The 24,736-nt window shown below is 68.4% G+C and carries 27 protein-coding genes; 16 read left to right on the top strand and 11 right to left on the bottom strand.

Annotated features, from left to right (window positions below):
- Positions 1-432, bottom strand: a complete 432-nt coding sequence (locus ACSHWB_RS02045) for a cupin domain-containing protein (protein ID WP_439660381.1) — start codon at positions 430-432, stop codon at positions 1-3.
- Entirely contained in the window at positions 429-1,913 is a 1,485-nt protein-coding gene (locus ACSHWB_RS02040; protein ID WP_439660380.1) for a diguanylate cyclase domain-containing protein, read from the bottom strand. The genes ACSHWB_RS02045 and ACSHWB_RS02040 overlap by 4 nt, the downstream gene beginning before the upstream one ends.
- Before the next feature lie 146 nt (positions 1,914-2,059).
- Between ACSHWB_RS02040 and ruvC the strand changes: the two genes are divergently transcribed.
- The 7 genes from ruvC to ACSHWB_RS02005 all read left to right on the top strand — a co-directional run bounded on the left by ruvC (position 2,060) and on the right by ACSHWB_RS02005 (position 8,280).
- Positions 2,060-2,626 (top strand): crossover junction endodeoxyribonuclease RuvC, encoded by a 567-nt coding sequence (gene ruvC, locus ACSHWB_RS02035; protein ID WP_439660379.1) that lies wholly within the window; start codon positions 2,060-2,062, stop codon positions 2,624-2,626.
- 30 nt (positions 2,627-2,656) lie between these two features.
- Complete coding sequence (gene ruvA, locus ACSHWB_RS02030; protein WP_439660378.1) at positions 2,657-3,238, top strand: Holliday junction branch migration protein RuvA; 582 nt, start codon at positions 2,657-2,659, stop codon at positions 3,236-3,238.
- Complete coding sequence (gene ruvB / locus ACSHWB_RS02025) at positions 3,235-4,248, top strand: Holliday junction branch migration DNA helicase RuvB (RefSeq protein ID WP_439660377.1); 1,014 nt, start codon at positions 3,235-3,237, stop codon at positions 4,246-4,248. The genes ruvA and ruvB overlap by 4 nt, the downstream gene beginning before the upstream one ends.
- A gap of 93 nt (positions 4,249-4,341) precedes the next feature.
- Positions 4,342-4,695 carry a preprotein translocase subunit YajC gene (gene yajC / locus ACSHWB_RS02020; protein ID WP_439664499.1) on the top strand — a complete coding sequence of 118 codons (354 nt, stop codon included), beginning with the start codon at positions 4,342-4,344 and terminating at the stop codon, positions 4,693-4,695.
- Positions 4,696-4,824: 129 nt separating this feature from the next.
- Positions 4,825-6,609: a protein translocase subunit SecD gene (gene secD / locus ACSHWB_RS02015; RefSeq protein WP_439660376.1), complete on the top strand. Its 1,785-nt coding sequence runs from the start codon at positions 4,825-4,827 to the stop codon at positions 6,607-6,609.
- Position 6,610: 1 nt separating this feature from the next.
- Positions 6,611-7,765: a protein translocase subunit SecF gene (gene secF, locus ACSHWB_RS02010; RefSeq protein ID WP_439660375.1), complete on the top strand. Its 1,155-nt coding sequence runs from the start codon at positions 6,611-6,613 to the stop codon at positions 7,763-7,765.
- Between the two features lie 23 nt (positions 7,766-7,788).
- Entirely contained in the window at positions 7,789-8,280 is a 492-nt protein-coding gene (locus ACSHWB_RS02005; RefSeq protein WP_439660374.1) for an adenine phosphoribosyltransferase, read from the top strand.
- Here the strand turns inward: ACSHWB_RS02005 and ACSHWB_RS02000 are convergent.
- Genes ACSHWB_RS02000 through ACSHWB_RS01990 form a run of 3 tightly spaced genes read right to left on the bottom strand, consistent with a single transcriptional unit; the run spans position 8,258 to position 9,531 of the window.
- Entirely contained in the window at positions 8,258-8,938 is a 681-nt protein-coding gene (locus tag ACSHWB_RS02000) for a hypothetical protein (protein ID WP_439660373.1), read from the bottom strand. The genes ACSHWB_RS02005 and ACSHWB_RS02000 overlap by 23 nt on opposite strands.
- 9 nt (positions 8,939-8,947) lie before the next feature.
- Positions 8,948-9,229, bottom strand: coding sequence for a hypothetical protein (locus ACSHWB_RS01995; protein WP_439660372.1), 282 nt, complete (start codon positions 9,227-9,229; stop codon positions 8,948-8,950).
- A 26-nt stretch (positions 9,230-9,255) separates the two neighbouring features.
- The gene (locus ACSHWB_RS01990; RefSeq protein WP_439660371.1) at positions 9,256-9,531 is read right to left on the bottom strand and encodes a hypothetical protein; all 276 of its coding nucleotides are present in this window, start codon (positions 9,529-9,531) and stop codon (positions 9,256-9,258) included.
- A 282-nt stretch (positions 9,532-9,813) separates the two neighbouring features.
- Here ACSHWB_RS01990 and ACSHWB_RS01985 point away from each other — a divergent pair, with 282 nt between their 5' ends.
- From ACSHWB_RS01985 to ACSHWB_RS01970, 4 genes are all read left to right on the top strand, one after another.
- Positions 9,814-11,025 (top strand): DUF222 domain-containing protein, encoded by a 1,212-nt coding sequence (locus ACSHWB_RS01985; RefSeq protein WP_439660370.1) that lies wholly within the window; start codon positions 9,814-9,816, stop codon positions 11,023-11,025.
- A 78-nt stretch (positions 11,026-11,103) separates the two neighbouring features.
- A complete protein-coding gene (locus ACSHWB_RS01980) occupies positions 11,104-11,976 on the top strand; it encodes a helix-turn-helix domain-containing protein (RefSeq protein WP_439660369.1) in 873 nt (290 codons plus the stop codon).
- Positions 11,870-12,106, top strand: a complete 237-nt coding sequence (locus ACSHWB_RS01975) for a DUF397 domain-containing protein (protein WP_439660368.1) — start codon at positions 11,870-11,872, stop codon at positions 12,104-12,106. The genes ACSHWB_RS01980 and ACSHWB_RS01975 overlap by 107 nt, the downstream gene beginning before the upstream one ends.
- Positions 12,107-12,228: 122 nt before the next feature.
- Positions 12,229-14,514 (top strand): RelA/SpoT family protein, encoded by a 2,286-nt coding sequence (locus tag ACSHWB_RS01970; protein ID WP_439660367.1) that lies wholly within the window; start codon positions 12,229-12,231, stop codon positions 14,512-14,514.
- A gap of 106 nt (positions 14,515-14,620) precedes the next feature.
- Here ACSHWB_RS01970 and ACSHWB_RS01965 read toward each other — a convergent pair whose 3' ends face one another.
- The gene (locus ACSHWB_RS01965) at positions 14,621-15,478 is read right to left on the bottom strand and encodes a peptidylprolyl isomerase (protein ID WP_439660366.1); all 858 of its coding nucleotides are present in this window, start codon (positions 15,476-15,478) and stop codon (positions 14,621-14,623) included.
- Between the two features lie 114 nt (positions 15,479-15,592).
- On the opposite strand from ACSHWB_RS01965, the gene ACSHWB_RS01960 reads away from it, so the two are divergent.
- Genes ACSHWB_RS01960 through ACSHWB_RS01950 form a run of 3 tightly spaced genes read left to right on the top strand, consistent with a single transcriptional unit; the run spans position 15,593 to position 18,167 of the window.
- Positions 15,593-16,291, top strand: coding sequence for an MBL fold metallo-hydrolase (locus ACSHWB_RS01960; protein WP_439660365.1), 699 nt, complete (start codon positions 15,593-15,595; stop codon positions 16,289-16,291).
- Positions 16,288-17,544, top strand: a complete 1,257-nt coding sequence (hisS, locus tag ACSHWB_RS01955) for a histidine--tRNA ligase (protein WP_439664498.1) — start codon at positions 16,288-16,290, stop codon at positions 17,542-17,544. Before ACSHWB_RS01960 ends, hisS begins: the two co-directional genes overlap by 4 nt.
- Positions 17,541-18,167, top strand: a complete 627-nt coding sequence (locus tag ACSHWB_RS01950) for a hypothetical protein (RefSeq protein ID WP_439660364.1) — start codon at positions 17,541-17,543, stop codon at positions 18,165-18,167. The genes hisS and ACSHWB_RS01950 overlap by 4 nt, the downstream gene beginning before the upstream one ends.
- A gap of 3 nt (positions 18,168-18,170) precedes the next feature.
- Here ACSHWB_RS01950 and ACSHWB_RS01945 read toward each other — a convergent pair whose 3' ends face one another.
- Positions 18,171-19,007 (bottom strand): spermidine synthase, encoded by an 837-nt coding sequence (locus ACSHWB_RS01945; RefSeq protein ID WP_439660363.1) that lies wholly within the window; start codon positions 19,005-19,007, stop codon positions 18,171-18,173.
- A gap of 45 nt (positions 19,008-19,052) precedes the next feature.
- Between ACSHWB_RS01945 and ACSHWB_RS01940 the strand changes: the two genes are divergently transcribed.
- Positions 19,053-19,406, top strand: coding sequence for a DUF1304 domain-containing protein (locus tag ACSHWB_RS01940; protein ID WP_319978865.1), 354 nt, complete (start codon positions 19,053-19,055; stop codon positions 19,404-19,406).
- Here the strand turns inward: ACSHWB_RS01940 and ACSHWB_RS01935 are convergent.
- From ACSHWB_RS01935 to pnuC, 3 genes are read right to left on the bottom strand one after another with little or no spacing between them, the layout of a single operon-like run.
- Entirely contained in the window at positions 19,327-20,664 is a 1,338-nt protein-coding gene (locus tag ACSHWB_RS01935) for a YibE/F family protein (protein WP_439660362.1), read from the bottom strand. The genes ACSHWB_RS01940 and ACSHWB_RS01935 overlap by 80 nt on opposite strands.
- A 34-nt stretch (positions 20,665-20,698) precedes the next feature.
- Positions 20,699-21,760 carry an AAA family ATPase gene (locus ACSHWB_RS01930; protein WP_439660361.1) on the bottom strand — a complete coding sequence of 354 codons (1,062 nt, stop codon included), beginning with the start codon at positions 21,758-21,760 and terminating at the stop codon, positions 20,699-20,701.
- Complete coding sequence (gene pnuC, locus ACSHWB_RS01925; RefSeq protein WP_439660360.1) at positions 21,757-22,317, bottom strand: nicotinamide riboside transporter PnuC; 561 nt, start codon at positions 22,315-22,317, stop codon at positions 21,757-21,759. The genes ACSHWB_RS01930 and pnuC overlap by 4 nt, the downstream gene beginning before the upstream one ends.
- A gap of 45 nt (positions 22,318-22,362) precedes the next feature.
- On the opposite strand from pnuC, the gene ACSHWB_RS01920 reads away from it, so the two are divergent.
- Complete coding sequence (locus tag ACSHWB_RS01920; RefSeq protein WP_439660359.1) at positions 22,363-24,339, top strand: intein-containing Rv2578c family radical SAM protein; 1,977 nt, start codon at positions 22,363-22,365, stop codon at positions 24,337-24,339.
- A gap of 45 nt (positions 24,340-24,384) precedes the next feature.
- Here the strand turns inward: ACSHWB_RS01920 and ACSHWB_RS01915 are convergent, their stop codons facing one another.
- Entirely contained in the window at positions 24,385-24,732 is a 348-nt protein-coding gene (locus ACSHWB_RS01915) for a nuclear transport factor 2 family protein (protein WP_439660358.1), read from the bottom strand.
- Between the last annotated feature and the right edge of the window lie 4 nt (positions 24,733-24,736).

Here is a 24,736-nt window from a genome sequence, read left to right as displayed (position 1 = left end):
CTAGAACCGGCACAGGGGGCGGATTGCCGCAGCGTGTGAGGGATAGCGCGCGCACAGGTCGTCCGCGTGCCCGAACGACACGATGTCGTCGGTGTACGGGGGCACGACGACCGTGCCGACCAACGACCAGTCGCCGGCCGGGGTGCTGCCCTGCCACACGCCCGCGGGCACCACGACCTGCGGGTTCGACGCGCTGAGCACAGGTTCGGTCACCGTGCCGTCGGGGTGCAGCAGCAGCATCCGCAGCGGCGACCCGGCGTGGAAGTGGTAGATCTCCAGGTGCTTCAGCACGTGCATGCCGGAGAAGTCCGGGCTGCGCAACAGGTACGCGATCGCGGACACCTCGTCGGAACGGTGCGTCTGCGCGAAGTACCCGCCCTCGACGGGAAGCTCCTGCATGTCCAACGCGGTGATCAGCTGCTCTGGGGTCACGTCATCTCCGGAAGCGGGGAACCGTGCACGACGACCATGCCCTTGCCGAGCCGCTTCGCCGTGTACATCGCGGCGTCCGCGGCCCCGAGCACGTCGTCGGCGGTGATCTTGGGATCGTACGAGAACCGTTGCGCCACACCGATGCTGGCGTGCACCCGGTGCACCCGGCCGTGCACCTCGTGCGGATGTCCCAGGGCGTCGAGCAGTCGTGCGCCGATCTCGTCCGCGTCGCCGCCGTCGATCAGCACACCGAACTCGTCACCGCCGAGCCGCGCCACGGTGTCTTCTGGCCGGACGTTGTTCTCAAGCCGTGCGGCGACGTTGCGCAGGACGATGTCGCCCTCGGCGTGCCCGTTGTTGTCGTTGACGGCCTTGAACCCGTCCACGTCGATGAACAGCAGGATCAACGGCTTCGCGCGGTCACGAACCGCGAGCGCGCGCTCCAGCCGTTCGCGGAAGAGCGAGCGGTTCGCGACGCCGGTCAACGGGTCGTGCGTCGCCTCGTGCCGTAGCTCCTCGCGAGAGACACGGAGCTGGTCCATCAGCCGGACGTTGTCCATCATCGTGAGCAGCTGACGCACGATCACGAGACACACGACCATAAGTCCGACGTAGATCTCGACCGGGTTGAGGCGGCCGCCCGTCGCGGTGTTCCAGATGACGAACAGGCCGGTGATCGCGAGCGGCAGGTACGGCACGAGCAGGTGCAGCAGGTCGGCCGTGCGCATGCGGCCCGAGGTGGGTTCGAGGTTGCGGGCCGGTGCCAGCGCGCTCAGCAGGAAGAACGCCGGGCACAGCATGAACCCGATGTCTGCCGCCGCCGGGATCGCCGTGTTGCCCTTGGAGATGTAGAACGCGAACACCCAGCCCGACGACGACTGCGCGATACCGGCCAGTGCCACGAAGAGCATCGGCCACTGACGCACGGCCTGATGCGTCCACGACATCACCACGATCGCCACGAGCAGCACGAGGTACGCGGCGGGATGCGCGACGACCGTCGCGAATCCGGGGCCTTCGGTGGCCCACGCGCGGGTCAGCGACTCCAGCGCAGACACCCACGTCAGCACGAACAGCGACCCGATCACGATCAGCCCGTCGAGCACGAGCACCGTGCGGCTGCGGTAGTTCGGCAGCAGGTCGTCGGACCGGCGCTTCTGCGCCTTCGCGATCACGGCGGCCAGGCAGAGCACCGGCACCATCGTGAAACCGATCGGCGCGATCGTCGACGACGGCAGTTGCACGCCCATGATCTGCTGGCCCCAGATCCACGCGGACAACCCGACGCTGAGGCTGATCATCGCCGCCGTCATCCACCGGTCGCGCGACCGCGCGTAGACGACCAGAGCCGCGACGGCGAACACCAGCTGGACGACCTTGTCGATTGCGATACCGATATCGCGCGGGGCCGAGAGGGCGGAGAGGATGGCGATCGCGATGAACGTGCCGACGCACCCCGCGATGATCCAGAACCGCTTCACCGTGACTCCCGTGATCGAAACCCGACCACCGTAGTAACGGCGGCGTGGACTTGTCGAACCGCGTCAGCCCGTGTCGGTGCAAGTCCCCTATCGGTGCACCGGATATGGTTCGAACTGTTGTTCGTTCAGCGATCCGGGGAGCTGTTGTGCGGGTGTTCGGGGTCGACCCCGGTCTGACCAGGTGCGGCTTCGGCGTCGTCGACGGCGGACCCGGCAGGGTCGTGCGCGCCGTGGCCGTCGATGTCCTGCGCACGCCCGTGGACGCTCCGCTGTCCGTGCGTCTTCATGAGCTGTACGACGGCGTCTGCGTGTGGCTGGACCGTTACGAACCACAGGTCGTGGCCATCGAACGCGTCTTCGCACAACACAACGTCCGCACCGCGATGGGGGTTGCGCAGGCATCGGGCGTCGTCGCTTTGGCTGCCGCGCAACGAAACCTGCCCGTCGAGTTCCACACGCCGTCCGAGGTGAAGGCCGCCGTCACGGGGTCGGGCCGCGCGGACAAGGCGCAGGTGACCGCCATGGTGACCAAGCTGCTCGGCCTGAAGGTCGCGCCGAAACCGGCCGACGCGGCGGACGCGCTGGCCCTCGCGATCTGCCACCACTGGCGCGCGCCGATGCGCAACCGGCTGGAGGAGGCGCAGGCCAGGGCCGCGGAACTGGCGCGGGTGCACAAGGCGAAGCTGGCCGAAGCGGCCAAGCGAACCAACTAACGTCCAGCACGTGAAGTCCGGAGGAACCAGGTGATCTCGTCACTGCGCGGCCAGGTGCAGCACGTCGGCCTCGACCACGCCGTCGTCGAGGTGGGCGGCGTCGGGTTCGCCGTCCAGATGACCCCGACCACGCTCGCCACCCTGCATCGCGGCGAGGAGGCGAGCCTCGCCACCACGCTGATCGTCCGCGAGGACAGCCTCACCCTGTTCGGGTTCGCCGACGCTGAGGCCCGCGAGCTGTTCGGCCTGCTCCAGACCGTCAGCGGCATCGGCCCGCGGATCGCGCTGGCCACCCTCGCGGTGCTGGAGCCGGACAAGCTGCGCCACGCCCTCGCCGAAGGCAACATCACCGTGCTCACGCAGGTCCCCGGCATCGGCAAGAAGGGCGCGGAACGCCTCATCATCGAGCTGCGCGACAAGGTCGGCCAGCTCGCCGCGCCCACCACGCCCGCGCACAGCCAGACGCGCGACCACGTCGTGGAGGCCCTCCTCGGGCTCGGCTTCCCGGCCAAGGCCGCGGAGACCACGGTCGACAGCGTCCTCGCGGCGAACCCCGACCAGTCCACGTCCGCCGTCCTGCGCCGTTCGCTCGCGACGCTGGGGCGCAAGTGACCGAGGACGAGCTCAGCCCTTACGTCGCGCCCGCCGAGCGCGACCTCGAGACCAGCCTGCGGCCGGCCGACCTGCACGAGTTCGTCGGCCAGCAGCGGGTGCGCGAACAGCTCGAACTGGTCCTGCACGGCGCGATGCGGCGCGGCACCGCCCCGGACCACGTCCTGCTCAGCGGCCCTCCCGGCCTGGGCAAGACCTCGCTGGCCATGATCATCGCGAAGGAGCTCAACTCCGCGATCCGCATCACCAGCGGCCCGGCCCTGGAACGCGCCGGCGACCTCGCCGCGATGCTGTCCAACCTGGTCGAGGGCGACGTCCTGTTCATCGACGAGATCCACCGCATGGCCCGCCCTGCCGAGGAGATGCTCTACCTCGCGATGGAGGACTTCCGCGTCGACGTCGTGGTCGGCAAGGGCCCCGGCGCGACCAGCATCCCGCTCGACATCGCGCCGTTCACGCTGGTCGGAGCCACCACGAGGTCAGGAGCGCTGACCGGTCCGCTCAGGGACCGCTTCGGCTTCACCGGCCACATGGAGTTCTACAGCGCCGACGAGCTGGACCTCATCGTGAAGCGCAGCGCCAAGATCCTCGGCGTCGACATCGCGGAGGACGCGGCCATCGAGATCGCGGGCCGCAGCAGGGGCACGCCCCGCATCGCGAACAGGCTGCTGCGCCGCGTCCGCGACTTCGCCGAGGTCAGGGCCGACGGCAAGGTGACGGAGGACATCGCCAAGCAGGCGCTGGAGGTCTACGACGTCGACCAGCTGGGCCTCGACCGGCTCGACCGCGCGGTGCTGAACGCGCTGGTCAAGAGCTTCAACGGCGGTCCTGTCGGCGTCTCCACCCTCGCGGTCGCCGTCGGTGAGGAACCGACCACCGTCGAAGAGGTGTGCGAACCGTATTTGGTGCGGGCTGGCATGCTGGCCAGGACACCGCGCGGACGGGTGGCGACACCAGCCGCGTGGTACCACCTGGGGCTGGAACCGCCCGCCGGTGATCAACTGTGGTGACCTGGCACAATCGGGGAAAGCACCTGGACATATCGGACGTGCGTCGAGGCATGTCCACTTGATCGGAGAATGATGGGCAACCTTGGCTCTTTGATGTTCCCGTTGCTGCTGGTTCTGCTGGCGGTGCCGCTGTTCCTCAGCGCGCGCAAGCAGAAGAGGGCAATGGCCGAGCAGCAGTCTCTGCAGAACTCGCTCGCTCCCGGCGACAAGGTGATGACGACTTCGGGCCTGTACGGCACCGTCGCCGACGCGAGCCACGACACCACCATCGACATCGAGATCTCCGAGGGTGTCGTCACGCGCTGGCTGCGTGCCGCCATCCGCGAGAAGGTCGCCGAGACCGACGAGGCCGTGGTGGAGGACAAGACCGACGACGACGCGGTAGAAGAGGTGCCCGCGGCCACCGCACAGGTCGCAGAGCCCCTGGACCACAGCGCCAAGAAGTAACCAACTGGCCCGTGACACCTGGAGTTGGCAACTGTGAACACCGCCAACTCCAGGTAGTGACGCGCAGCTCACGCGGCGCGCGTTACGCTGCGCGCTCGGAAACCATAGCTACTAGGAGACGGACGGATCGTGGCACCTCCGGCCGGGCAAATTCGCCCTGCGAAGTATTTGGCGAGTTTTGTCCTCATCGTGGTCGCGCTCTACGCCCTGGTGTTCCTCACCGGGAACGGTTCGGCCAAACCCAAGCTCGGAATCGACCTCCAGGGCGGCACCCTCGTCACCCTGACGGCTCGGCAGGAAGACGGCGCACAGCCGAGCGAGGAAGCGCTCAACCGGGCACGTGACCTCATCGAGGTCCGCGTGAACGGTCTCGGCGTCTCCGGTGCCGAGGTCGTGCGAGACGGCAACAACCTGGTGATCACGGTCCCGGGCGCGGACAGCGAAGGCGCGAAGGGCCTCGGCCAGACCGCTCGCCTCGCGTTCCGCAAGGTCATCGGCCAGCCGGTGCCCGCGGGCGCCGTGCCGCAGACCCAGACGAGCACGCCGCCGTCCGGCAGCGCGAGCACGCCGCCGTCGACGCCGCCGAGCCAGAGCGCCGGCAGCCCGCCACCGTCGAGCGGTGCCCCGCAGGGCCGTCCCGCGCCGAACCTGGCCGCGCAGCCCTCGAGCACGCCGCCGTCGAGCAGCACCGCGCCGTCGAGCACCGCGCCGAGCACGCCGTCCGCCCCCTCCAACGTCGACCCGAAGGTCGCGAAGGAGATCCAGGAGGCGAAGGCGCTCCGCCAGGCGACCGACCCGCAGATCCTGCAGCAGGCCGCGCTCATGCTCGACTGCTCGCAGCCCGACCCGCTGCGCGGCAACGACGACCTCGACAAGCCGCTCGTCACCTGTGACGAGAAGGGTGAGTTCAAGTACACGCTGGCCCCGGTCAACCCTCCCAAGGAGGACACCCAGACCAAGGCCGACGACTACACGAACTACTCCCGCCTGACCGGTGAGGACATCAGCAACGCCGCCGCGAACAACAACCCGAACGGCACCGGCTACGTCGTCAACCTGGACTTCAAGTCCGAGGGCGGCACCAAATGGGGCGCCTTCACCGCGGCCAACGTCCAGCAGGCCGTCGCGGTCGTGCTCGACGGCGAGGTCATGTCCGCGCCGACCATCCAGTCGGCCATCTCCGGCGGCTCGACCGAGATCAGCGGCAAGTTCACGCTGAAGGAGGCCCAGAGCCTCGCGAACACGCTGAAGTACGGCGCGCTGCCGCTGTCCTTCGACGCGTCCGAGGCGCAGACGGTCTCCCCGACGCTCGGCCTGCAGTCGCTCAAGGCGGGTCTCATCGCCGGCGGCATCGGCCTCGCGCTGGTCTTCGTCTACTGCATGTTCTACTACCGCCTGCTCGGCATCCTGACGATCCTGTCGCTGGTCCTGTCCGGCGTCGTCATCTACGCCGTGCTGGTCCTGCTGGGCCGCCTGATCGGCTTCACGCTCGACCTCGCCGGCATCGCCGGGTTCATCGTCGCCATCGGTATCACCGCGGACTCGTTCATCGTCTTCTTCGAACGACTGAAGGACGAGGTGCGTGAGGGCCGCACGTTCCGTTCGGCCGTGCCGCGCGCGTGGGTCCGTTCGCGCCGCACGATCCTCTCCGCCGACGCGGTCAGCTTCATCGCGGCCGCCGTGCTCTACATCATCGCGGTCGGCCAGGTGAAGGGCTTCGCGTTCACCCTGGGCATGTCGACGGTCCTCGACCTCGTGGTCGTGTTCCTCGTGACGCACCCGCTGGTCGCGCTCGCGTCGAAGTCCAAGTTCCTGTCCAACTCGAGCCTGTCCGGTCTGGGTGGTGCCGCCCGAGAGGGTGCCGCGCACCGCTCGACCACGACCGGCAAGACCACCGCCGTGAAGGAGGCCTGACGTGAGCAGCGTGTTCTCGCGCCTCTACGTGGGCAACGGCGCCTTCGACATCGTCGGCAAGCGCGTTCGCTGGTACATCGTGTCGGCCATCATCCTGCTGGTCTGCATCGGCTCGATGGTGTTCAACGGCTTCAACCTGGGCATCGACTTCAAGGGTGGCACCAAGATCTCGATGCCGTCCGTGTCGGCGAGTGGCCAGGCCATCTCGACGGGCGCCGTCGAGGACGCGTACGCCAAGGCGCTGCCCGGCAAGCGGCCGACCGCCGTGCAGGCCGTCGGTTCCGGCGCCAGCGCGTCCATCCAGCTCAAGTCGCCGGCCCTGAACATCGCGGAGGTCGCGACCCTCAAGGCGGGCCTCGCGGCGGACACCCAGCCGCAGGGCGGTGCCGGTGCGATCTCCGACAGCGCCGTCTCAGCGTCCTGGGGCGGTGAGATCAGCGGCAAGGCCCTGTGGGCCCTGTTCTGGTTCTTCGTCGCGGTGACGATCTTCCTGGTGTTCTACTTCGAGTGGCAGATGGCGGTCGGCGCGCTCGTCGCCGTGTTCCACGACGTCATCATCACCGCGGGCGTGTACTCGCTCCTGGGCTTCGAGGTGACGCCCGCGACGGTGATCGGTCTGCTCACCATCCTCGGCTTCTCCCTGTACGACACGGTCGTCGTGTTCGACAAGGTCAAGGAGAACACCCGAGGCCTGCTGGGCCTGACCCGCCGCACCTACGCCGAGGCGTCGAACCTGGCGCTGAACCAGACCCTGATGCGCTCGATCAACACGTCGCTGATCGCGTTGCTCCCGGTCATCGGCCTGCTGGTCGTCGGCGTCGGCGTCCTGGGCGTCGGCACCCTGCAGGACCTGGCGCTCGTGCAGCTCGTCGGCATGTTCATCGGTGCCCTGTCCTCGATCTTCCTCGCCACCCCGGTGCTGGTGGACCTGAAGATGCGCGACCCGAAGTTCATCGCGCAGGCCAAGCGCGTGGCCACCCGCCGCGCCAAGGCCACGGGCCCGCAGGTCGCCGAGGGCATCGAGTCGGTCGACGACGAGGCCCTCAACGCCGACCTGCGCAAGGAAGAGGCGTACGCCGCGGCTGCCTCGGTGCCTCACCGCACCGCCAAGGCAGGCGACGCCCGCCGCCGTCCGACCGGAAAGCGTCAGCGTTGAAATTGGATCGTGCTCTGGGACTGATGCGTGAGGTCCCGGACTTCCCCAAGCCAGGGGTCGTCTTCCGGGACTTCACGCCGGTTCTCACCGACCCGGACGCCCTGCGCGCCGTGGTCGACGCTCTCCAGGACAAGATCGACGACAGCACCCAGGTGATCGCCGCCATCGAGTCGCGCGGCTTCCTCCTGGGTGCTGCCCTGGGTTACGGCTGGCGCTACGGCGTCGTGCCGCTGCGCAAGCCGGGCAAGCTCCCGGTAGTCGCCGACTCGCAGTCCTACGCGCTGGAGTACGGCACGGCGTCGCTGGAACTGCCCGCCGGCGCCATCGAGCCGGGCCAGCACGTGGTGGTCGTGGACGACGTGCTCGCCACGGGAGGCACCGCGGAAGCCGCGTGCGCGCTCGTGGAACGGGCAGGCGGCATCGTGACGGGTGTGTCGGTGGTCCTGGAGATCACCGCGCTGGGCGGCCGCTCACGGCTCGCCGGCCGAGAGGTCAACGCCCTGCTGGCGGTCTAGTCGTCTCCCGGTACTCGCTGTGCAGCCACTCCGTCCTGCTGACCACGGCGGGCACCGGGACCAGCACCCGCGCACCTTCCAGCGCGACCTCCTCCGCGCCGATCAGCCGTCCGGTGTCCGGGCAGAACGCGAGCGTGGCGCGCCGATGACGTTCACCGTCGAGGTGCGTCACCGCGGCGGTCTGCCTGCCGGCGAACTCCAGCGTCTCCGCTGAGAGGCCCGCGCACTTCGCCAGGTGCAGCAGCAGGAGGCGCTGCAACGCCGGCGTCACCACCTGCAGGTTCCAGAACTGCCGGAACGCCTTGAGGACCCCGGCCGTCTTCTCGCCGAACCTGCCGAGTTCGGCCACGAGGGACGCCTCGTCCGTGATGAAGTGAGCCGGGAGCTGACCGGGCCCGTAGTCGTTGCTGGGAGGCACCAGCACCTCGCCGTCGCGCGTCACCAGCAGGCGCCCCGACCCGTCGTCGGCGATCCACTGCTCGCGGTCCGACGGCTCCACGGCGGCCGTGATCGTGCTCTCCCCGGTGCGGCTCAGGAAGCGCCTGGTGTTCAGGGACAAGCTGGACGTGCGCACGTAGTGGTACGGGCCCGTGCCACCCGGCTCCGGCGCCCTGGCCGCCTTCTCCGCCAGGTCGCGCAGCAGTTCGGCAGCGTTCACGGGTTCCCCTCAGCCCGTGGCCGGCACGACGAACCGGTAGGCGACGACCACGGTGATCGCCCACAGGAAGTAGAAGATCGGCAACCCCAGCAGGACCAGCCGCCAGGCCTTCATGTCGCCGTGCCCGAACCGCATCAACGCGGCGGACGCACCGAGCCACGGCACCACCCCGATCAGTGCCGCACGGGCCGCCTCGCTGCCACCGTTGGTGACGAGGTTGAGCAGGACGATCGCGGCGTACCAGATGCCCGCGAACGCCAGGCAGTGCCAGATCGGCCGGTGAGAGTGCACGAGCTCAGTTTCCCAGCCGGAAGATCTCAGGCGATCGGCGGCGGTGCCACGAAGGCGGCGCCGATGCTGACGAAGACCAGTGTGACGAGCGATGCGGGTGCCGTGACGACCGCGATCTCCCACAGCTTCGGGGCTTTCGCGCGGCGCAGCACCAGCCAGCTCAGTGCCGTCGCGACCACCCAGCCGACCGTCGAGCCGATGATCGACCGCTGATCGACGTAGCTCGGGTCGTCGAGGGCGAGGTACGCCATCGTTCCCAGCCACACGAACGTCATCGCGGCGCACCAGATCAGAGTCCTCACCGTGTCGAGTGTTCCAGGAGGGCACGGCTGCGCCGAACCGCACGTGGACTCCTTCGCCGGGTGTGTGCCGGACTGCATTTCTGTGGTCCGTTCTCATTGGTGCTTGTGGGGTGTGGTTGTTGTGCGTCTCTCGTGTTTTTGTGCGTGCGTGGTTGCTAGTAGTTGCGTTGCGTCTAGAGAGATGTGCACTAACGGAATCTATGGCCATCGGCCAGGGCATTCACCCGAACGTGTATCCGCTGACGTGCTTTTATGTCGCGATCTTGCGGTAGCGTCGAACGCATGAGCGAACCGGACTTCCGCCTCCTGTCCACCGACGAACTGCTTGCCGCAGTCGTCGGAGACGTGGTGGAAATTCGCGTTCTCGAGAATGCGATGATGCAGAAGATCGCCGAGCTGGAGCAGCGTGGAGCGGCATCCGAACTGGGATACAGGAATGTGGCGCACGTGTTGCGTCATGCCGTGCGGTGGGACCTGAAGACCGCGCGTCAGTGGGTCGCCCGCGCCGAGTCGCTGACCCGTCGGCTCACGCCGACGGGCTCGCTCCTGGAACCGGAGCTGCCGGTCACCGCCGCCGTGGTGGCGGAGGGCGCGCTCTCGGGTGAGCACATCTCGGCGGTGGCCGAGGTGATGGAGGGCCTGCCGCCCGAGGCCGAACAGCCCGTGGTGGAGTTCGCCCGGGCCCACGAACCCAGCGCGGTGCGCGCGTTCGGCAAGGAGCTGGCGTACCGGCTCTACCAGCAGGACGCGGAGCCGAGCGAGGCTGTGCCGCCTCCGCCCGTCAACCGGCTGCGGATGGAGTGGAAGGGAGATCAGCTGGAGGTGTCGGCGAAGCTCGACAGGATCGCCGGTGCCAAGTTCGAAGCGATGATCGACCCGCTGGCCAAGCCCCGCCCGGCCACTCCGGAAGAAGGCCCGGATCCCCGCACGCGCGCCGAACGCGAAGGCGACGCCTTCGCCGACCTGATCGACCTCGTGCTGCGCGCCGACCGCCTCCCCGAACACGGCGGCGAGCCGGTCACGCTGACCCTGACGATGGCCTACCGCGACCTGGCCGAGCAGACCGGCTTCGCCACCCTGGACAGCCGCGAGCGCATGCCCGCGACGCTGGTCCGCCGCCTGGCCTGCAATGCCGGCGTCATCCCGGTGGTCCTGAGCGGCCGGTCCGAGCAGGTCGACATCGGCCGCAAGACCCGCACCTTCCCTGCCTCGATCCGCCGCCTCCTGGTCGCCAGGGACCAGGGCTGCTCCTTCCCCGGATGCGACCGGCCGCCCAAGCACTGCGACGCCCACCACATCAGATTCTGGTCAGAGGGCGGCGGGACATCGGTCGAGAACGCGGCACTGCTGTGCCGCCACCACCACACCCTGATCCACCAAAGCGAATGGGAGGTAAGGCTTCTCGATGGCACCCCGACGTTCACCCCACCCGCATGGCTCGACCCCACCCGCACTCCCAGAACCAACACCCGTCTCTGCCGCCACGCCGCCTAGTGCCACCAGGGCGCAATCAACCGTTTTCACCCGAATGAGCAGGTTCGTGGAGGAGGGTCAATGCCTACCGTCGGACGAATGACTGCGATCACCTCCACCGCCTACAGCCGCGACCTGGGCGACGAGTTGCGCCGTCTCCGCGAGAAGTTCACCGGGCTGACCGGTCACGCCTTCGCGGAGGAACTCGGCTGGGATCCGAGCAAGGTCTCGAACATCGAGAAGGGCAAGGCGCGCGCGAGCGAGATCGACCTCGTCCAGTACCTGATGATGTGCGGGCGCGACAGCAACCACTTCGAGGCGTTCCGCGAGCGCTACCGCTACGCCTTCGACCCGTACGTGGTGACGGTTCCGGACAACCTGAGGACGCTCGCGCTGGCGGAGGCGCAGGCACAGAAGATCACTTGCTATGACGTCGTGAACGTGCCCGGCCTCATCCAGACGCCGGAGTACGCCAGGGCTCTCCTCGTCGCTTTCGGGAACAAGCCCGAAGACGTGGAGAGGTTCCTCCGATGGCGAATGGAGCGGCAGGCGATCCTGAAACGGCAGAACCGGCCGGAGTGCCTGTTCTACGTGCACGAGCTCGCGTTGCGGCTCCGTGTCGGCGACGACAAGGTCATGGAGGAGCAGTACTTGCGCCTGCTGTTCCACACGCACATCCTGAGAATCGTGCCGATGTCGGCCGGCCCGGCACCTGCCATGAAGTCAGCGCGAATGCTGTTCAGCTTCGAGAAGATGGTGCCGGTCGCCTACAGCGAGACCGATCTGGCCAAGGTCTTCGCGCACGACGGGCGGGCCATCGCTCGCAGCCGGGAACATTTCACGTGGTTGGATGCCGTCGCGTTGGATGAGGGACAATCGCGGAGCTTGCTGGCGAACTACGTCAGCGGACTCCGAAAGGACCTCGATGAGCCACGAACGGAGCTGGCGCAAGTCCACCCGCAGCAGCGGTGAGGGGGACAGCGCCTGCGTGGAGGTGTCACTCTCCGTGGATGCTCTCGTGCGTGATTCCAAGGCCGCCGGGGGTGACGTCCTCGCGTTCTCCGTTTCCGCCTGGCGGGCGTTCGTGGTGAGCGTCGCCTGATCGGCTCAACGGAAGTTTGCGCTGCGCTCACCGTGTGAGCTGTGCCGCTCAGCGCGCCATCGGAAGTTTCCGCATCGTAAACGCGTTATCCTCGGTACTCGCGAGACCCGAGGAGCGTGGGGTTGAGTCAAGACACCGAACCCGCTGCGACGGTTGTTCAACCGTCGGCGACCCGGCGTGTGCGCGCCCGCCTTGCGCGGCGCATCACCGCCCAACGTGCGGCCCCGGTGAAGCAGGTCCTCGAACCTCTCGCCGCCGTGCACCGTGACCTCCATCCCAAGGCCGATCTGGCGCTTCTGCAGCACGCGTACGACGTTGCCGAGGAGAAGCACCGCCCGCAGCGCCGCAAGTCCGGCGACCCGTACATCACCCACCCGCTCGCCGTGGCGACGATCCTCGCCGAGTTGGGCATGGACACCACGACGCTGGTGGCCGCGCTGCTGCACGACACCGTGGAAGACACCGACTACTCGCTCAACCAGCTCAAGGAGGACTTCGGCGAGGAAGTCGCCCGGCTGGTCGACGGCGTCACGAAGCTCGACAAGGTCAAGCTGGGGGCAGCGGCCGAGGCAGAGACCATCCGCAAGATGGTCATCGCGATGGCGAAGGACCCGCGGGTCCTGGTCATCAAGCTCGCCGACCGGCTGCACAACATGCGCACCATGCGGTTCCTGCCGCCGGAGAAGCAGGCCCGCAAGGCCAGGGAAACCCTCGAAGTGCTCGCGCCGCTCGCTCACCGGCTGGGCATGGCGACGGTCAAGTGGGAGCTGGAGGACCTCGCGTTCGCGATCCTGCAGCCCAAGAAGTACGACGAGATCGTCCGCCTGGTCGCGAAGCGCGCGCCCAGTCGCGACACGTACCTGAGGTCCGTCGTCTCCGAGCTGAACACGCAGCTGGAGAGCGCGCGGATCGTCGCGAAGGTCGAGGGCAGGCCGAAGCACTACTACTCGATCAACCAGAAGATGATCGTTCGCGGCCGGGACTTCGACGACATCCACGACCTCGTGGGCGTCCGGATCCTCGTGGACGAGGTGCGCGACTGCTACGCCGCCATGGGTGTCGTGCACGCCGCCTGGCAGCCGATGCCAGGCCGGTTCAAGGACTACATCGCGCAGCCTCGGTTCGGCGTATACCAGTCGCTGCACACGACCGTGATCGGTCCCGACGGCAAGCCGCTGGAGGTGCAGATCCGCACCTCGGAGATGCACCAGCGGGCCGAGTACGGCATCGCGGCGCACTGGCGCTACAAGGAGACCAAGGGCACGCACAACGGCAAGTCCGTCGAGATCGACGAGATGGCGTGGATGCGTCAGCTCCTCGACTGGCAGCGGGAGGCCGCGGACCCCGGTGAGTTCCTGGAGGGCCTGCGCTGGGACCTCGCCGCGCGCGAGATCTTCGTGTTCACGCCCAAGGGCGACGTGGAGACGCTGCCGACGGGGTCCACGCCCGTCGACTTCGCCTACTCCGTGCACACCGAGGTGGGTCACCGCTGCATCGGCGCCCGCGTGAACGGTCGTCTCGTCGCTCTGGAGCGCAAGCTCGAGAACGGTGAGGTCGTCGAGATCTTCACCTCCAAGGCGGAGGGCGCGGGGCCGTCCCGCGACTGGCTGAGCTTCGTGGCGTCACCGCGCGCCAAGGCGAAGATCAAGCAGTGGTTCGCCAAGGAGCGCAAGGAAGAGGCGATCGAGCAGGGCAAGGACGCGATCACCAAGGAGGTCCGGCGCGTCGGGCTTCCCATCCAGCGGCTGGTCAGCGTCGACTCGATGCAGGCCCTCGCCAAGGAACTGCACCACTCGGACATGAGCGCGCTGTACGCGGCGGTCGGCGAGGGTCACACCTCGGCCCGGCACGTCGTGCAACGGCTCGTCGCGCAGCTCGGCGGTGTCGACCACGCCGAGGAGGAGCTGGCCGACCGCGCCACCCCGTCCACGGTCACCCGGCGCCGCCCCACCGGCGACGCGGGCGTGATCGTCAAGGACGCGGGGGACGTGTGGGTGAAGCTCGCCCGCTGCTGCACCCCGGTGCCGGGCGACGACATCCTCGGGTTCGTGACGCGCGGCGGCGGCGTGTCGGTGCACCGCACCGACTGCACGAACGCGGACGAACTGCTGAAGTCGCCGGAACGCCTGCTCGACGTCGAATGGGCGCCGTCGGCCTCCAGCGTCTTCCTGGTCGCCATCCAGGTGGAGGCGCTCGACCGGCACCGGCTGCTCTCGGACGTCACGAAGGTGCTGGCCGACGAGCGCGTGAACATCCTGTCGGCGTCGGTGACGACGTCACGCGACAGGGTGGCCGTCAGCCGGTTCTCGTTCGAGATGGGCGATCCGAAGCACCTGGGTCACGTGCTGAAGGCCGTGCGCAGCGTTGAGGGCGTCTACGACGTGTACCGCGTGACGTCAGCCTCGTAATTCTTGACGTCTGCAAGTACTACCAACTCGCAGTTGGTAGTACTTGCAGACGTCAACAGCCCCCAGGGCAGGTGTCCCGGGGGCTGTTTCCTATGAGCGGTGAGGGTTAGTTCGCGACCAGCGCCGACTTGATGTCGACCGGGGTCTTCGGCTTGCCGTCGCCCTGGCCGGGCTGCTGGGAGATCGTGCCGGTCTTCGCGACCTCGTCGATCTTCTTCAGCGACTCCTCGTCGACCGTGCCGAAGATCGAGTACTTCGGCTGCAGGTTCGCGCCGTCGCCGTAGACGATGAAGAACTGCGAACCGTTCGTGTCCGGGCCCGAGTTCGCCATGGCGAGCACGCCGCGGCCGTAGGTGAGCTCCGGGTAGACCTCGTCCTTGAACGAGTAGCCGGGGCCGCCCATGCCGTTGCCGCCGGGGTCGCCGCACTGCAGGACCTGGATGCCGGTCACCACGAGGCGGTGGCACGTCGTGTTGTCGAAGTACTTCTGCTTGGCGAGGTTCACGAAGTTGTTCACCGTGCACGGCGCGAGCGAGCGGTCCAGGTTGAACTTCAGGTCGCCGATCGAGGTGCCGAGCGTGACGCCGACCGTGCCGGTGGCGGGCTGCTCGCCGTTCGCGGGCGGCGTGTTCTCCTTGGCCGCCGGCTCCTGGCCCTTCGTGTATTCACAGTTCACCTTTTCCGGAAGCGCGGCAGGGCGCTTCGGGATCTGGTGCAGCGCGGTGGGAATGTTCTCCGCCTTGTCCACCGACTCCTGGGTAGGAGTCTCCGACGCGGCGGCGTCACCATTGCCGAAGACGTCGTTAGTCGCGAGGAACCACACGCCACCTCCGACGAGCGCAACAACGACGACCGTCGAGACGACGGCGATGATACGACGCTTCTTGGCCCGCTCCTGGCGGTAGACCATCTGACGCTCAAGCTTGCGCTTGGCTGCCGCGCGTCGCTGCTCGTTGGTGGGCACGTGCTCCCTCCCCAGGGACTCATGCGAATAGGGCGGTCGGCTCGGCAGTCTAGGGCCTGGGCATATGAGCTTTGTGTGGTGGTTAGGCTGTCGTTGAACAGGGAGGTCATTTTCGTGCTCGTGATCGGGTTCCCCACTGGTGCGCTCCAGGCGAACTGCTTCGTCCTGGCGGCCGGCGCGGGCGAGCCCTGCGTGATCATCGACCCCGGTCAGGACGCGGTCGAGCCGATCGAACAGGCCCTGCGCGAGCACCGTCTCGCGCCTGTCGCCGTGCTGCTCACGCACGGGCACTTCGACCACACCTTCTCCGTCACCCCCGTCTGCGACGGCAACGACATCCCCGCGTACATCCACCCGGATGACGTAGCGATGCTGTCGGACCCGCTCAAGGGCATCAGCCGTGAGTCGGCCGCGTTCTTCGGCGGCAACCTGGAGATGCGGGAGCCGTCCGAGGTCCGCGAGCTGACCGACGGCACCGACCTGGACCTCGCCGGTCTGAAGATCACCGTCGACCACACGCCGGGCCATACCGGCGGGTCGGTGATGTTCCGATCCGGTGTGCAGGAAGGCGGTCGCCTGGTGATCTCGGGTGACACGCTCTTCGCCGGTTCCATCGGACGCACCGACCTGCCAGGCGGTGACCACTCTCGAATGCTGTCGTCTCTGCAGAACAAGGTCATGACCTTGCCCGATGACACAGTGGTGCTGCCCGGCCACGGCCCGACGACGACCATAGGCCGCGAGCGTGCGACGAACCCCTACCTGCTCCAGCTGCAGGACGACGCTCCGGCCGCCCCGCACCGAGGACTCTGAGAAACGTGTTTTCCGCACCCAAAGGCGTTCCCGACTACATCCCGCCGACGTCCGCCGCGTTCGCGCACGTCCGGTCGACGCTGACCCGTGCCGCCGAGCTCGCGGGCTACGGCTACATCGAGCTGCCGGTCTTCGAGGACACGGCGTTGTTCTCGCGCGGTGTCGGCGAGTCGACCGACGTCGTGACGAAGGAGATGTACACCTTCCTCGACCGGGGTGACCGCTCCATCACGCTGCGCCCCGAGGGCACCGCGGGCGTGATGCGGGCCGTGATCGAGCACAGCCTCGACCGCGGCTCGTTGCCGGCGAAGCTCTACTACGCGGGCCAGTTCTTCCGCGCGGAGGCGCCGCAGGCCGGCCGGTACCGGCAGTTCCACCAGGTCGGCATCGAGGCGATCGGCATCGACGACCCGGCGCTGGACGCCGAGGTCATCGCCGTCGGTGACGCCGGGTTCCGCGCGATCGGCCTGACCGGGTACCGCCTGGAGCTCACGTCGCTGGGTGACGCTAACTGCCGCCCGGCGTACCGCGAGCTGCTGCAGGCGTTCCTCGCGAAGCTGCCGCTGGACGAGGCGACCAAGCAGCGCGCCGAGCTGAACCCGTTGCGCGTGCTGGACGACAAGCGCCCCGAGGTGCGCGCGCTGGTCGCCGAGGCGCCGCTGATGGTGGACCACCTGTGCGACGCGTGCCGTGAGCACTACGAGCTCGTCAAGGGGTACTTGACCGAGCTGGGCGTGAAGTTCGTCGAGAATCCGCGCATGGTCCGCGGTCTCGACTACTACACGAAGACGACGTTCGAGTTCGTCCACGACGGTCTCGGCGCCCAGTCGGGCATCGGCGGCGGCGGTCGTTATGACGGCCTGATGGCGCAGCTCGGCGGCCAGGAGCTCTCCGGTGTCGGCTTCGGTCTCGGTGTCGACCGCGCGTTGCTCGCGGCGCAGGCCGAGGGCGTGCTGCCGGAGTTCAGCCGGGTCGACGTGATCGGCGTGCCGCTGGGCGAGGCCGCGCGGGCCCGTCTGGTCGCGATCGCCGGCGAGCTGAGGGCCGCGGGCGTCCGGACCGACCTGGTCTACGGCGGCCGGTCGATGAAGGCGGGCTTCAAGGCCGCGGACAAGTCGGGCGCGAAGCTGGCGCTCGTGCTGGGCGAGCGCGACCTGGAGGCCGGCAACATCGGCGTGAAGACCCTCGCGACCGGCGAGCAGGTCACGGTGCCGCTGGCCGACGTGGTCGAAGAGGTGCGGAAGGCGCTGTGAGCGACGACAAGCTCGTTCTCGACCTGCTGGACAAGGCGACGGTCCGCAAGCGTGCGCGCATGGTGGCGATCGGCGGCCTCATGGTCGCCCTCGCCTTCGGCGCGATCGTGGGGTTCATCGGTGGCCGCTGGTCCGGCGTCATCGCCGGGCTGATCGTGTCGGTGCCGGTGATCCTGCTGGCGATGTCCGAGGCCCGCCGCACGGTGTGGCTGGAGGGCACCACCGTGTACGTGCGGGCGTTCGGCACGCGCAAGGTCGACCTGGCGGTGGCCGACGGCCTCGACCTGCTGGTCACCGACCTGCGTGGCGCGCGGACGGTCGGCCTGTTCGTGCGCGGCGGCAAGAAGGCGATCAACATCGCCCTGTCGATGTACTCGGGAATGGGCGGCCGCGAGCTGGGTGTCTACCAGCTCCGCCGGCTCGCTGACGCGCTGGCCGCACGCGGCGACACGCCTGGCCTGGTGTTCTCCGAGCTGCTCGTCGCTCAGCTGCGCGCCGAGGCGCGCGGAGTGGCGGCGCCGGAACGGCCGCTGTACCGGCTCGGGTCGCTGGCTCCGGCCGGGCGGATGGCGCAGAAGCTCCATCCTGACGCCGTCTCGAAGTTCGTGACCTCGCTGGACTGAGGGTCAGGTACCCCACAAGCCTGAGGGCGGCGCGGGGGACAGGGTCGCGGTCGCATCGGTGGTGACAGGCGCGCCACCGATGAACTTCGTCAGCCCCGTGCCGTGCTCGACCCGCCCCTGGAACGGGTCACCGGCCGTCGCGCGGGTCAGCTGCTGCATCGGCAGGCCGTTGTTCGACGCCATGATCACGAAGTTGCCGAAGCGGCGCCCGCGGAACACGCCCGGTTCGGCCATCACGCAGACGTGTTCGAACACCGCGCGCACGGTCGCGCACTGGGCGCGGGCGAACTGCAGGCCGTTGCCGTCGCCGATGTTCGCCGCGTAGATGCCGTCGCTCGCCAGCGCGGCCGCGGCCTGCTGCACGAACTCGACCGACGTCAGGTGCGCTGGCGTGCGGGCGCCGGCGAAGCAGTCGCTCACGATCAGGTCGAACGAGCCGGGGCGCGCCTTGACGAGCACGGCGCGGGCGTCACCCGTGGTGATCTTCACCCGCGGGGGTGGCGGTAGCTCGCGGCGGATGAACGCGATCAGGCCCGCGTCGATCTCGGCCACCTGCTGAGACGCCCGAGGAAGTAGATCGGCCACGTACCGCGCTAGCGTGAGAGCGCCACCACCGAGGTGGAGCACACGCGAGGGCGCGGTGAGATCGACGATGTGACCCAGCCGGCGGACGTACTCGAACTCCAGATAGGTCGGGTCGTCGAGGTCCACATGCGACTGTGGGGTTCCGTTGACCCGCAACGTCCATGAGTTCCGTCCACCGAGATCGGGGACCAGTTCGGCGACACCGGAGTCGATCGACTCGGTGATCGCCTCGGTGTCGGGCCGCTGTCTTCCCACTGCTCTATTGTCTCACCGGGTGTGTCAGTCCAGAGGAGGACCCAAGTGCAGGTTGTCGCGAACGTTCTGATCGCCCTCGTGGCGGTGATCCATCTCTACATCGTGGTGCTGGAGATGTTCCTCTGGACGACCCCGCGCGGACAGAAGGCGTTCGGCCTCACTCCCGAGTTCGCGCAGGAGTCCAAGGCCCTCGCGGCGAACCAGGGCCTCTACAACGGCTTCCTCGCGGCCGGTCTCATCTACGCGCTGATCCGCCAGGACTTCGGTGCGTCCGTGCTGTTCACGGTGTTCGTGATCGTCGCGGGCATCTACGGCACGTTCACGGCGAGCCGGAAGATCTTCTTCGTGCAGGTGGTGCCGGGCGTGCTGACGCTGCTCTTCGTGCTCTTGGCTCACTAGGACGTTCCCACGGCCCCTTGTCGGGGTCGTAGCCGGTGAAGAGGTCGCCCTCGATGCGCGCGGGCCGTGGCTTCTCGGGCTTCACGGCCTTCGCCGCGCGTTTCACGGTCTTCGGCTCGGGTTCCGGCTCGGGTTCGGGCTCGGAGACCGCGATCGGGGCGACCTCCTGGCGCACCGCGACCAGGGCGGCCAGCGCCGTGGTCACCGGGATCGCCGCCACCAGGCCGATGCTGCCGACCAGGGTCCGCACGATCTCCTGCGCGATCTGCTGCGACGTCAGGATCTCGCCCATCGACCGCCCGGCCAGCGAGATCGCCAGCAGCAACGGCAGCGCGGCGCCCGCGTAGGCCATCACGAGCGTGTTCACGACGGACGACATGTGGTCGCGGCCGATCCGCGAGCCCGCGGCGAACAGCTCGCGCCACGTCAGCTTGTCGTTGGCCCGCCGGAGCTCCCACACCGCGCTGGTCTGCGTGACCGTCACGTCGTCCAGCACGCCCAGCGCGCCGATCAGCGTGCCGGCGAGCAGCAGCCCGCGCGTGTCGATGTTGGTGCCGAGCAGCGTGACGAGGTTCGTGGTGTCCTCGTCCAGGCCGGTGAGCTTCGACAGCGCCGAGAACAACGCGCCCAGCACGCCGATCAACGCGAGGCTGACCAGCGTTCCCAGCACCGCCGTCGACGTGCGCGCCGATATGCCGTGTGTCAGGTAGAGCACCACGAACATGATCAGTCCGGCGCCGACCACCGCGACCATCAACGGGTTCTGTCCCGCCAGGATCGACGGCATCACGAACAGCACCAGCACCACGAAGCTCAGCAGCAACGCACCCAGGGCAGCGAGCCCCTGCCAGCGCCCGAGCAGCAGCACGGCGGCCGCGAACAGCAGGGCCAGCACGGCGAGCGACCACCCGCGCTGGAAGTCGACGATCTGGTACGACTCGGCGGCCTGCGGCTGACTGCCCGCGTAGGACAGCACCACCTCGTCACCGAGCTGGAAACTCGGCGCGCCGGGGCCCTTCACGTTCGGGATCGTGACGCTCTGCCCGCTCGCGGCGCCGTCGGTCATCCGCACGGTCACCGCGACGCATCTCTCGCCGCAGTTCTCGGCCACGCCGGTGACGACGGCCGCGACCGGCGTCTGGTGCAGGCCGATCGCCGCGCCCGTCTTCTGCTCGTGCCCGAACGGGTACAGCAGCGCCGCGCCGACGATCGTGGCCAGCGCCAAGGGCACCAGCAGCCACATCAGCAACGTGCGCACGCGCTGTGACGCCGGTTCCTCGTTCAGCGCATGGTTATGCCCGTGACCGTGACCCACGCGCGACATCCTGCCGCATGAGATGTTCGACGGCGGTTATGGCCGTCGTGAACCTGTCCTCGGTGAGCTTCAGCCACGGCACGCCGCGCCGGTACAGCTCGCGTTCGAACAGGCCCGTCATCCACTCGCGGAGGTGTTCGCCGTCGCGCCAGCCGTCCTGTTCGAACGGAACGCCGACGTGGTCGGTCAGCAGGTAGAGGTCCGGTTCGGTGCCGGGGAAGAGGTCCGGCCGGAACCCGAGGTAGCGCTCGCCCCAGACGGTCGCGGCGAACGCGTCGTTGTCCGCGACGACGAGCGGCGCGGTCTCGGCCTGGATGCGGCGTTCCTGTTCGCGGGCAACGTCTTCGAAGTCGCCCAGGGTCCACACGAGACCGTCCACGGTGGCCGACGGGTCGAACGCGCGCGCTGCCGTGAGCTTGTGCTCGGTGTGCTCGCGGCCGTACTCGGGGATCCACGGCGCTCCGAAGTGGTCCGCGAGCTGCCGCGACAGCGTCGTCGTGCCGGTGCTCTCCGCGCCGACGACCACGACCTTCCAGCCCAGGCCGCGCTGGGTCGCGGGCGCCAGGTGGTGCCAGTTCGCGAGGGGATCGGTGCGCATCGCCGTGCCGGAGACGGGGTGCGTCAGGCGGTCGATGTCGACGAGCACGTGCCGCGCGCCGAGCCGTTCGGCCAGTTCGTCGCCGTACTTCTCGCTGGAGAACACGACGTCCACGCGTGCCTTGTCCGGTTCGCCGTCCGCGATCGCCCGCCTGGCCAGCACCGCGCGGGTCAGTTCGACGTGCAGGTTCCAGATCTCGTCGGAGTCGAAGTCCATCGGGTGGTCGTCGAGGTCGCCGATGACGCGCACACCCGGCGTGTGGCGGTGGGTCTCGGTGAGCCAGCGCACGCGGCGGTCGAGCGGGATGGTCTCGTCCGAGGCCGCGAGCACCGTGACGGTCGTGCGCACGCTGCGGGAGGCCGCCGTCTCGATGAGGTGGTGGTGCCCGTTGTGCGGCGGGTAGAACTTGCCGAGCACCAGGGCGTGGTCGAACTCCTTCACACGCGCACCTCGTCCTTCATCCAGTTCCGCAACCCGATCACGCACAGCACCATGAACCCCACGTACAACACTGCCGTCAAGTACAGCTCCTTGTACGCGTACAGCGGCACGTAGATCACGTCCGCGGCGATCCACAGCCACCAGCACTCGATCTTCTTGCGCGCCTGTCCCCAGGTCGCGAGCAGCGACAACACCGTCGTGACGGCGTCCCAGAACGGCACGGTCGACTCGGTGAAGGTCGTCAGGACCCAGTGCAGCAGGCCGGTCCCGAGCACGCCGGCGACCGCGAGCCAGACCCACTGCGGCGTCGTCGTGCGGCTGACGTGCAGCGTCGAGTGCTGTTCGCCGCCGCGCACCCACGCCCACCAGCCGTAGAGCGCGAGTGCCATGTAGACGACCTGCAGGCCGGAGTCCGCGAACAGGCCGCTGGTCCAGAACAGCACGAGGAACGCGATGTTGTTCGCGATCCCGATGGGCCAGTTCCAGGGGTTCTGCACGGCGACGAGCCACACGCACAGTGCGCCCGTGATGAAGCCTGCAACCTCAATGAGTGACACGAGCGCTCCTTGACCGCTGTTCGAACATGTGTTCGAATCGGGGTTGTGCGATGGGACGGACAGAAACTCGAGGCAGAGCCGCAGCAGGCGCTACCGGGGCTACCGGGACTGGTGCGCAGCGTACGAACTCCTGAGTTCGCGGACGTGGTGTTCCACGAGGTCCGCGCCAAATCCGTGCTCAACGGAGTGCCGGGTTCGTCGCTGCCCTTCTCGTGGACGGTCAACCCGTATCGCGGCTGCTCACACGCCTGCACCTACTGCATGGCGGGCGACACGCCGATCCTCATGGGCAACGGCCGCACCAAGCCGTTGTCCGAGCTCAGGGAGGGCGATGAGATCTACGGCACCGAACTGGTCGGCAACTACCGGCGCTACAAGCTCACGACCGTTCTCGCGCACTGGGAGACGCGCAAGACCGCGTACCGGCTGACGCTGGAGGACGGCACGTCCGTGGTCGCGTCCGGTGACCACCGGTTCCTGACCGACCGCGGCTGGAAGCACGTGACGGGCGAGACGGCGGGCATGGGCCGCCGCCCGCACCTCACGACCGGCAACAAGCTGATGGGCACGGGGGCGTTCGTCGAGCAACCCGCCGTGACCGACGACTACCGCCGCGGCTACCTGCGCGGCATGGTCGACGACGAGACCGAGTTCCACATCCCCCTGGCCGACATCGAGGCCATGGACCGCACCCAGGAGTATCTCGACTACTTCGGTGTGCGAGAAGGGAGGGGATTTCTGCCCCAGGTGCGCGAGCTCGCGCACTGGCAGATAGCCCCGAACCCCGACTGGCTCAAGGGATTCCTGGCCGGCGCGTTCGACTACCTCGGGACCTGCTCGCGCAGCATCCTGCGGCTCTCGACGCGCAACGCCACCGTGCTGGAAGCGATCTGCTTGGCGCTCAAGCACTTCGACTTCGACTTCGCGATCGAGGAACTGCGCCGCCGTCGTGGCGTGCGGGTCGTGCGGCTGCGCGGCGGGCTGCGGGAGAACCTGCGGTTCTTCCACACCGTCGACCCGGCGATCACGCGCAAACGCGACATCGACGGCGTGGCGATCAAGTCGCAGCAGCCGCTGGGTGTCGTGTCCGTGGAACCGCTGGGGGAGATGACGCTCTACGACATCTCGACCGGCACCGCGGACTTCATCGCGAACGGAGTGGTGTCCCACAACTGCTTCGCCCGCAAGACGCACTCCTATCTGGACCTCGACACCGGAAAGGACTTCGACAACCAGCTGATCGTCAAGGTCAACGCGGGGGAGGTGCTGTCGCGTCAGCTGCGTTCCTCGAAGTGGAGGCAGGAGCACGTGGCGCTGGGCACCAACACCGATCCGTACCAGCGGGCGGAGGGGCGGTACGCCTTGATGCCAGGGATCATCGAGGCGCTGACCGCCTCCCGCACGCCCTTCTCGATCCTGACGAAGGGCACGCTGCTGGCACGTGACCTGCCGCTGCTGACCGCGGCCGCGCAGGTCGTGCCGGTCGGGATCGCGGTGTCGCTCGCGTTGATGGACCGGGACCTGCACAAGTCGCTGGAACCCGGCACGCCGACGCCCGCTGCCCGGCTGGAGCTGGTGCGGAAGGTGCGCGAGGCCGGTCTGCCGTGCGGGGTGTTCGTGGCCCCGGTGCTGCCCGAGCTGACGGATTCCGTTGAGCAGCTGGACTTCCTGCTGGAGCAGATCGCGGCCGCCGGTGCCACCGGTGTCACCGTGCTGCCGCTGCACCTGCGTCCTGGTGCCAAGGAGTGGTTCGCCGCCTGGCTCCGGCGCGAGCACCCGGACCTGGTCGAGACGTACCGGTACCTCTACGGGCGTGGGTCCTATGTGGACAAGCGGTACCGCGCCCGGCTGGCAGCGCGGCTGGTGCCGTTGATCGAGAAGCACGGACTGACACCGCGCGGGCGTCCCACCGAGGCCGTCACCGGTGTGCCCGGTGACGACGACGGCGTGTGGCCCGACGGCAGCCTGCCGGTGGGTGTGCCGGCACCGCGCGTGGACCAGGAACAGCTCACCCTGCTGTGATCTTCAGAGTGCGGAGCACCCTCTTCCCCAGGGTGTCCTTCGCGGCTACTCGGCCCAGCCGCCCTGGGCCATCGTCTGGAACTTCCACTCGCCGCCGACCTTCGTGAGCAGGTCGCCGTAGCGCACCGTGATCCCGTTGATCGTGCCGTCCGTGATCACGAAGACCAGGTTGTCGTTGATGAAGTGCGGTGTCCTGGTGGACTCCATCTGCACCTCGCCGCCGAGCTGGGCCCCCATCTCCTTCAGGAACGTCTCGCGGTCCCAGGACGTGGCCGCACCGTCGGTGACCGTGTTGACCGGGAACAGGGCCATGTCGGCCATCGCCTCGACGTCGCCCTCGACCGCGAGCTCGTCCCACTTCGCAAACCACTGCATGACCTCGTCGTACGCCATACCG

The organism is Lentzea sp. HUAS TT2, from assembly GCF_051853195.1.
Lineage (GTDB): Bacteria > Actinomycetota > Actinomycetes > Mycobacteriales > Pseudonocardiaceae > Lentzea.
This window is presented reverse-complemented; position numbering and strand designations above follow the sequence as displayed.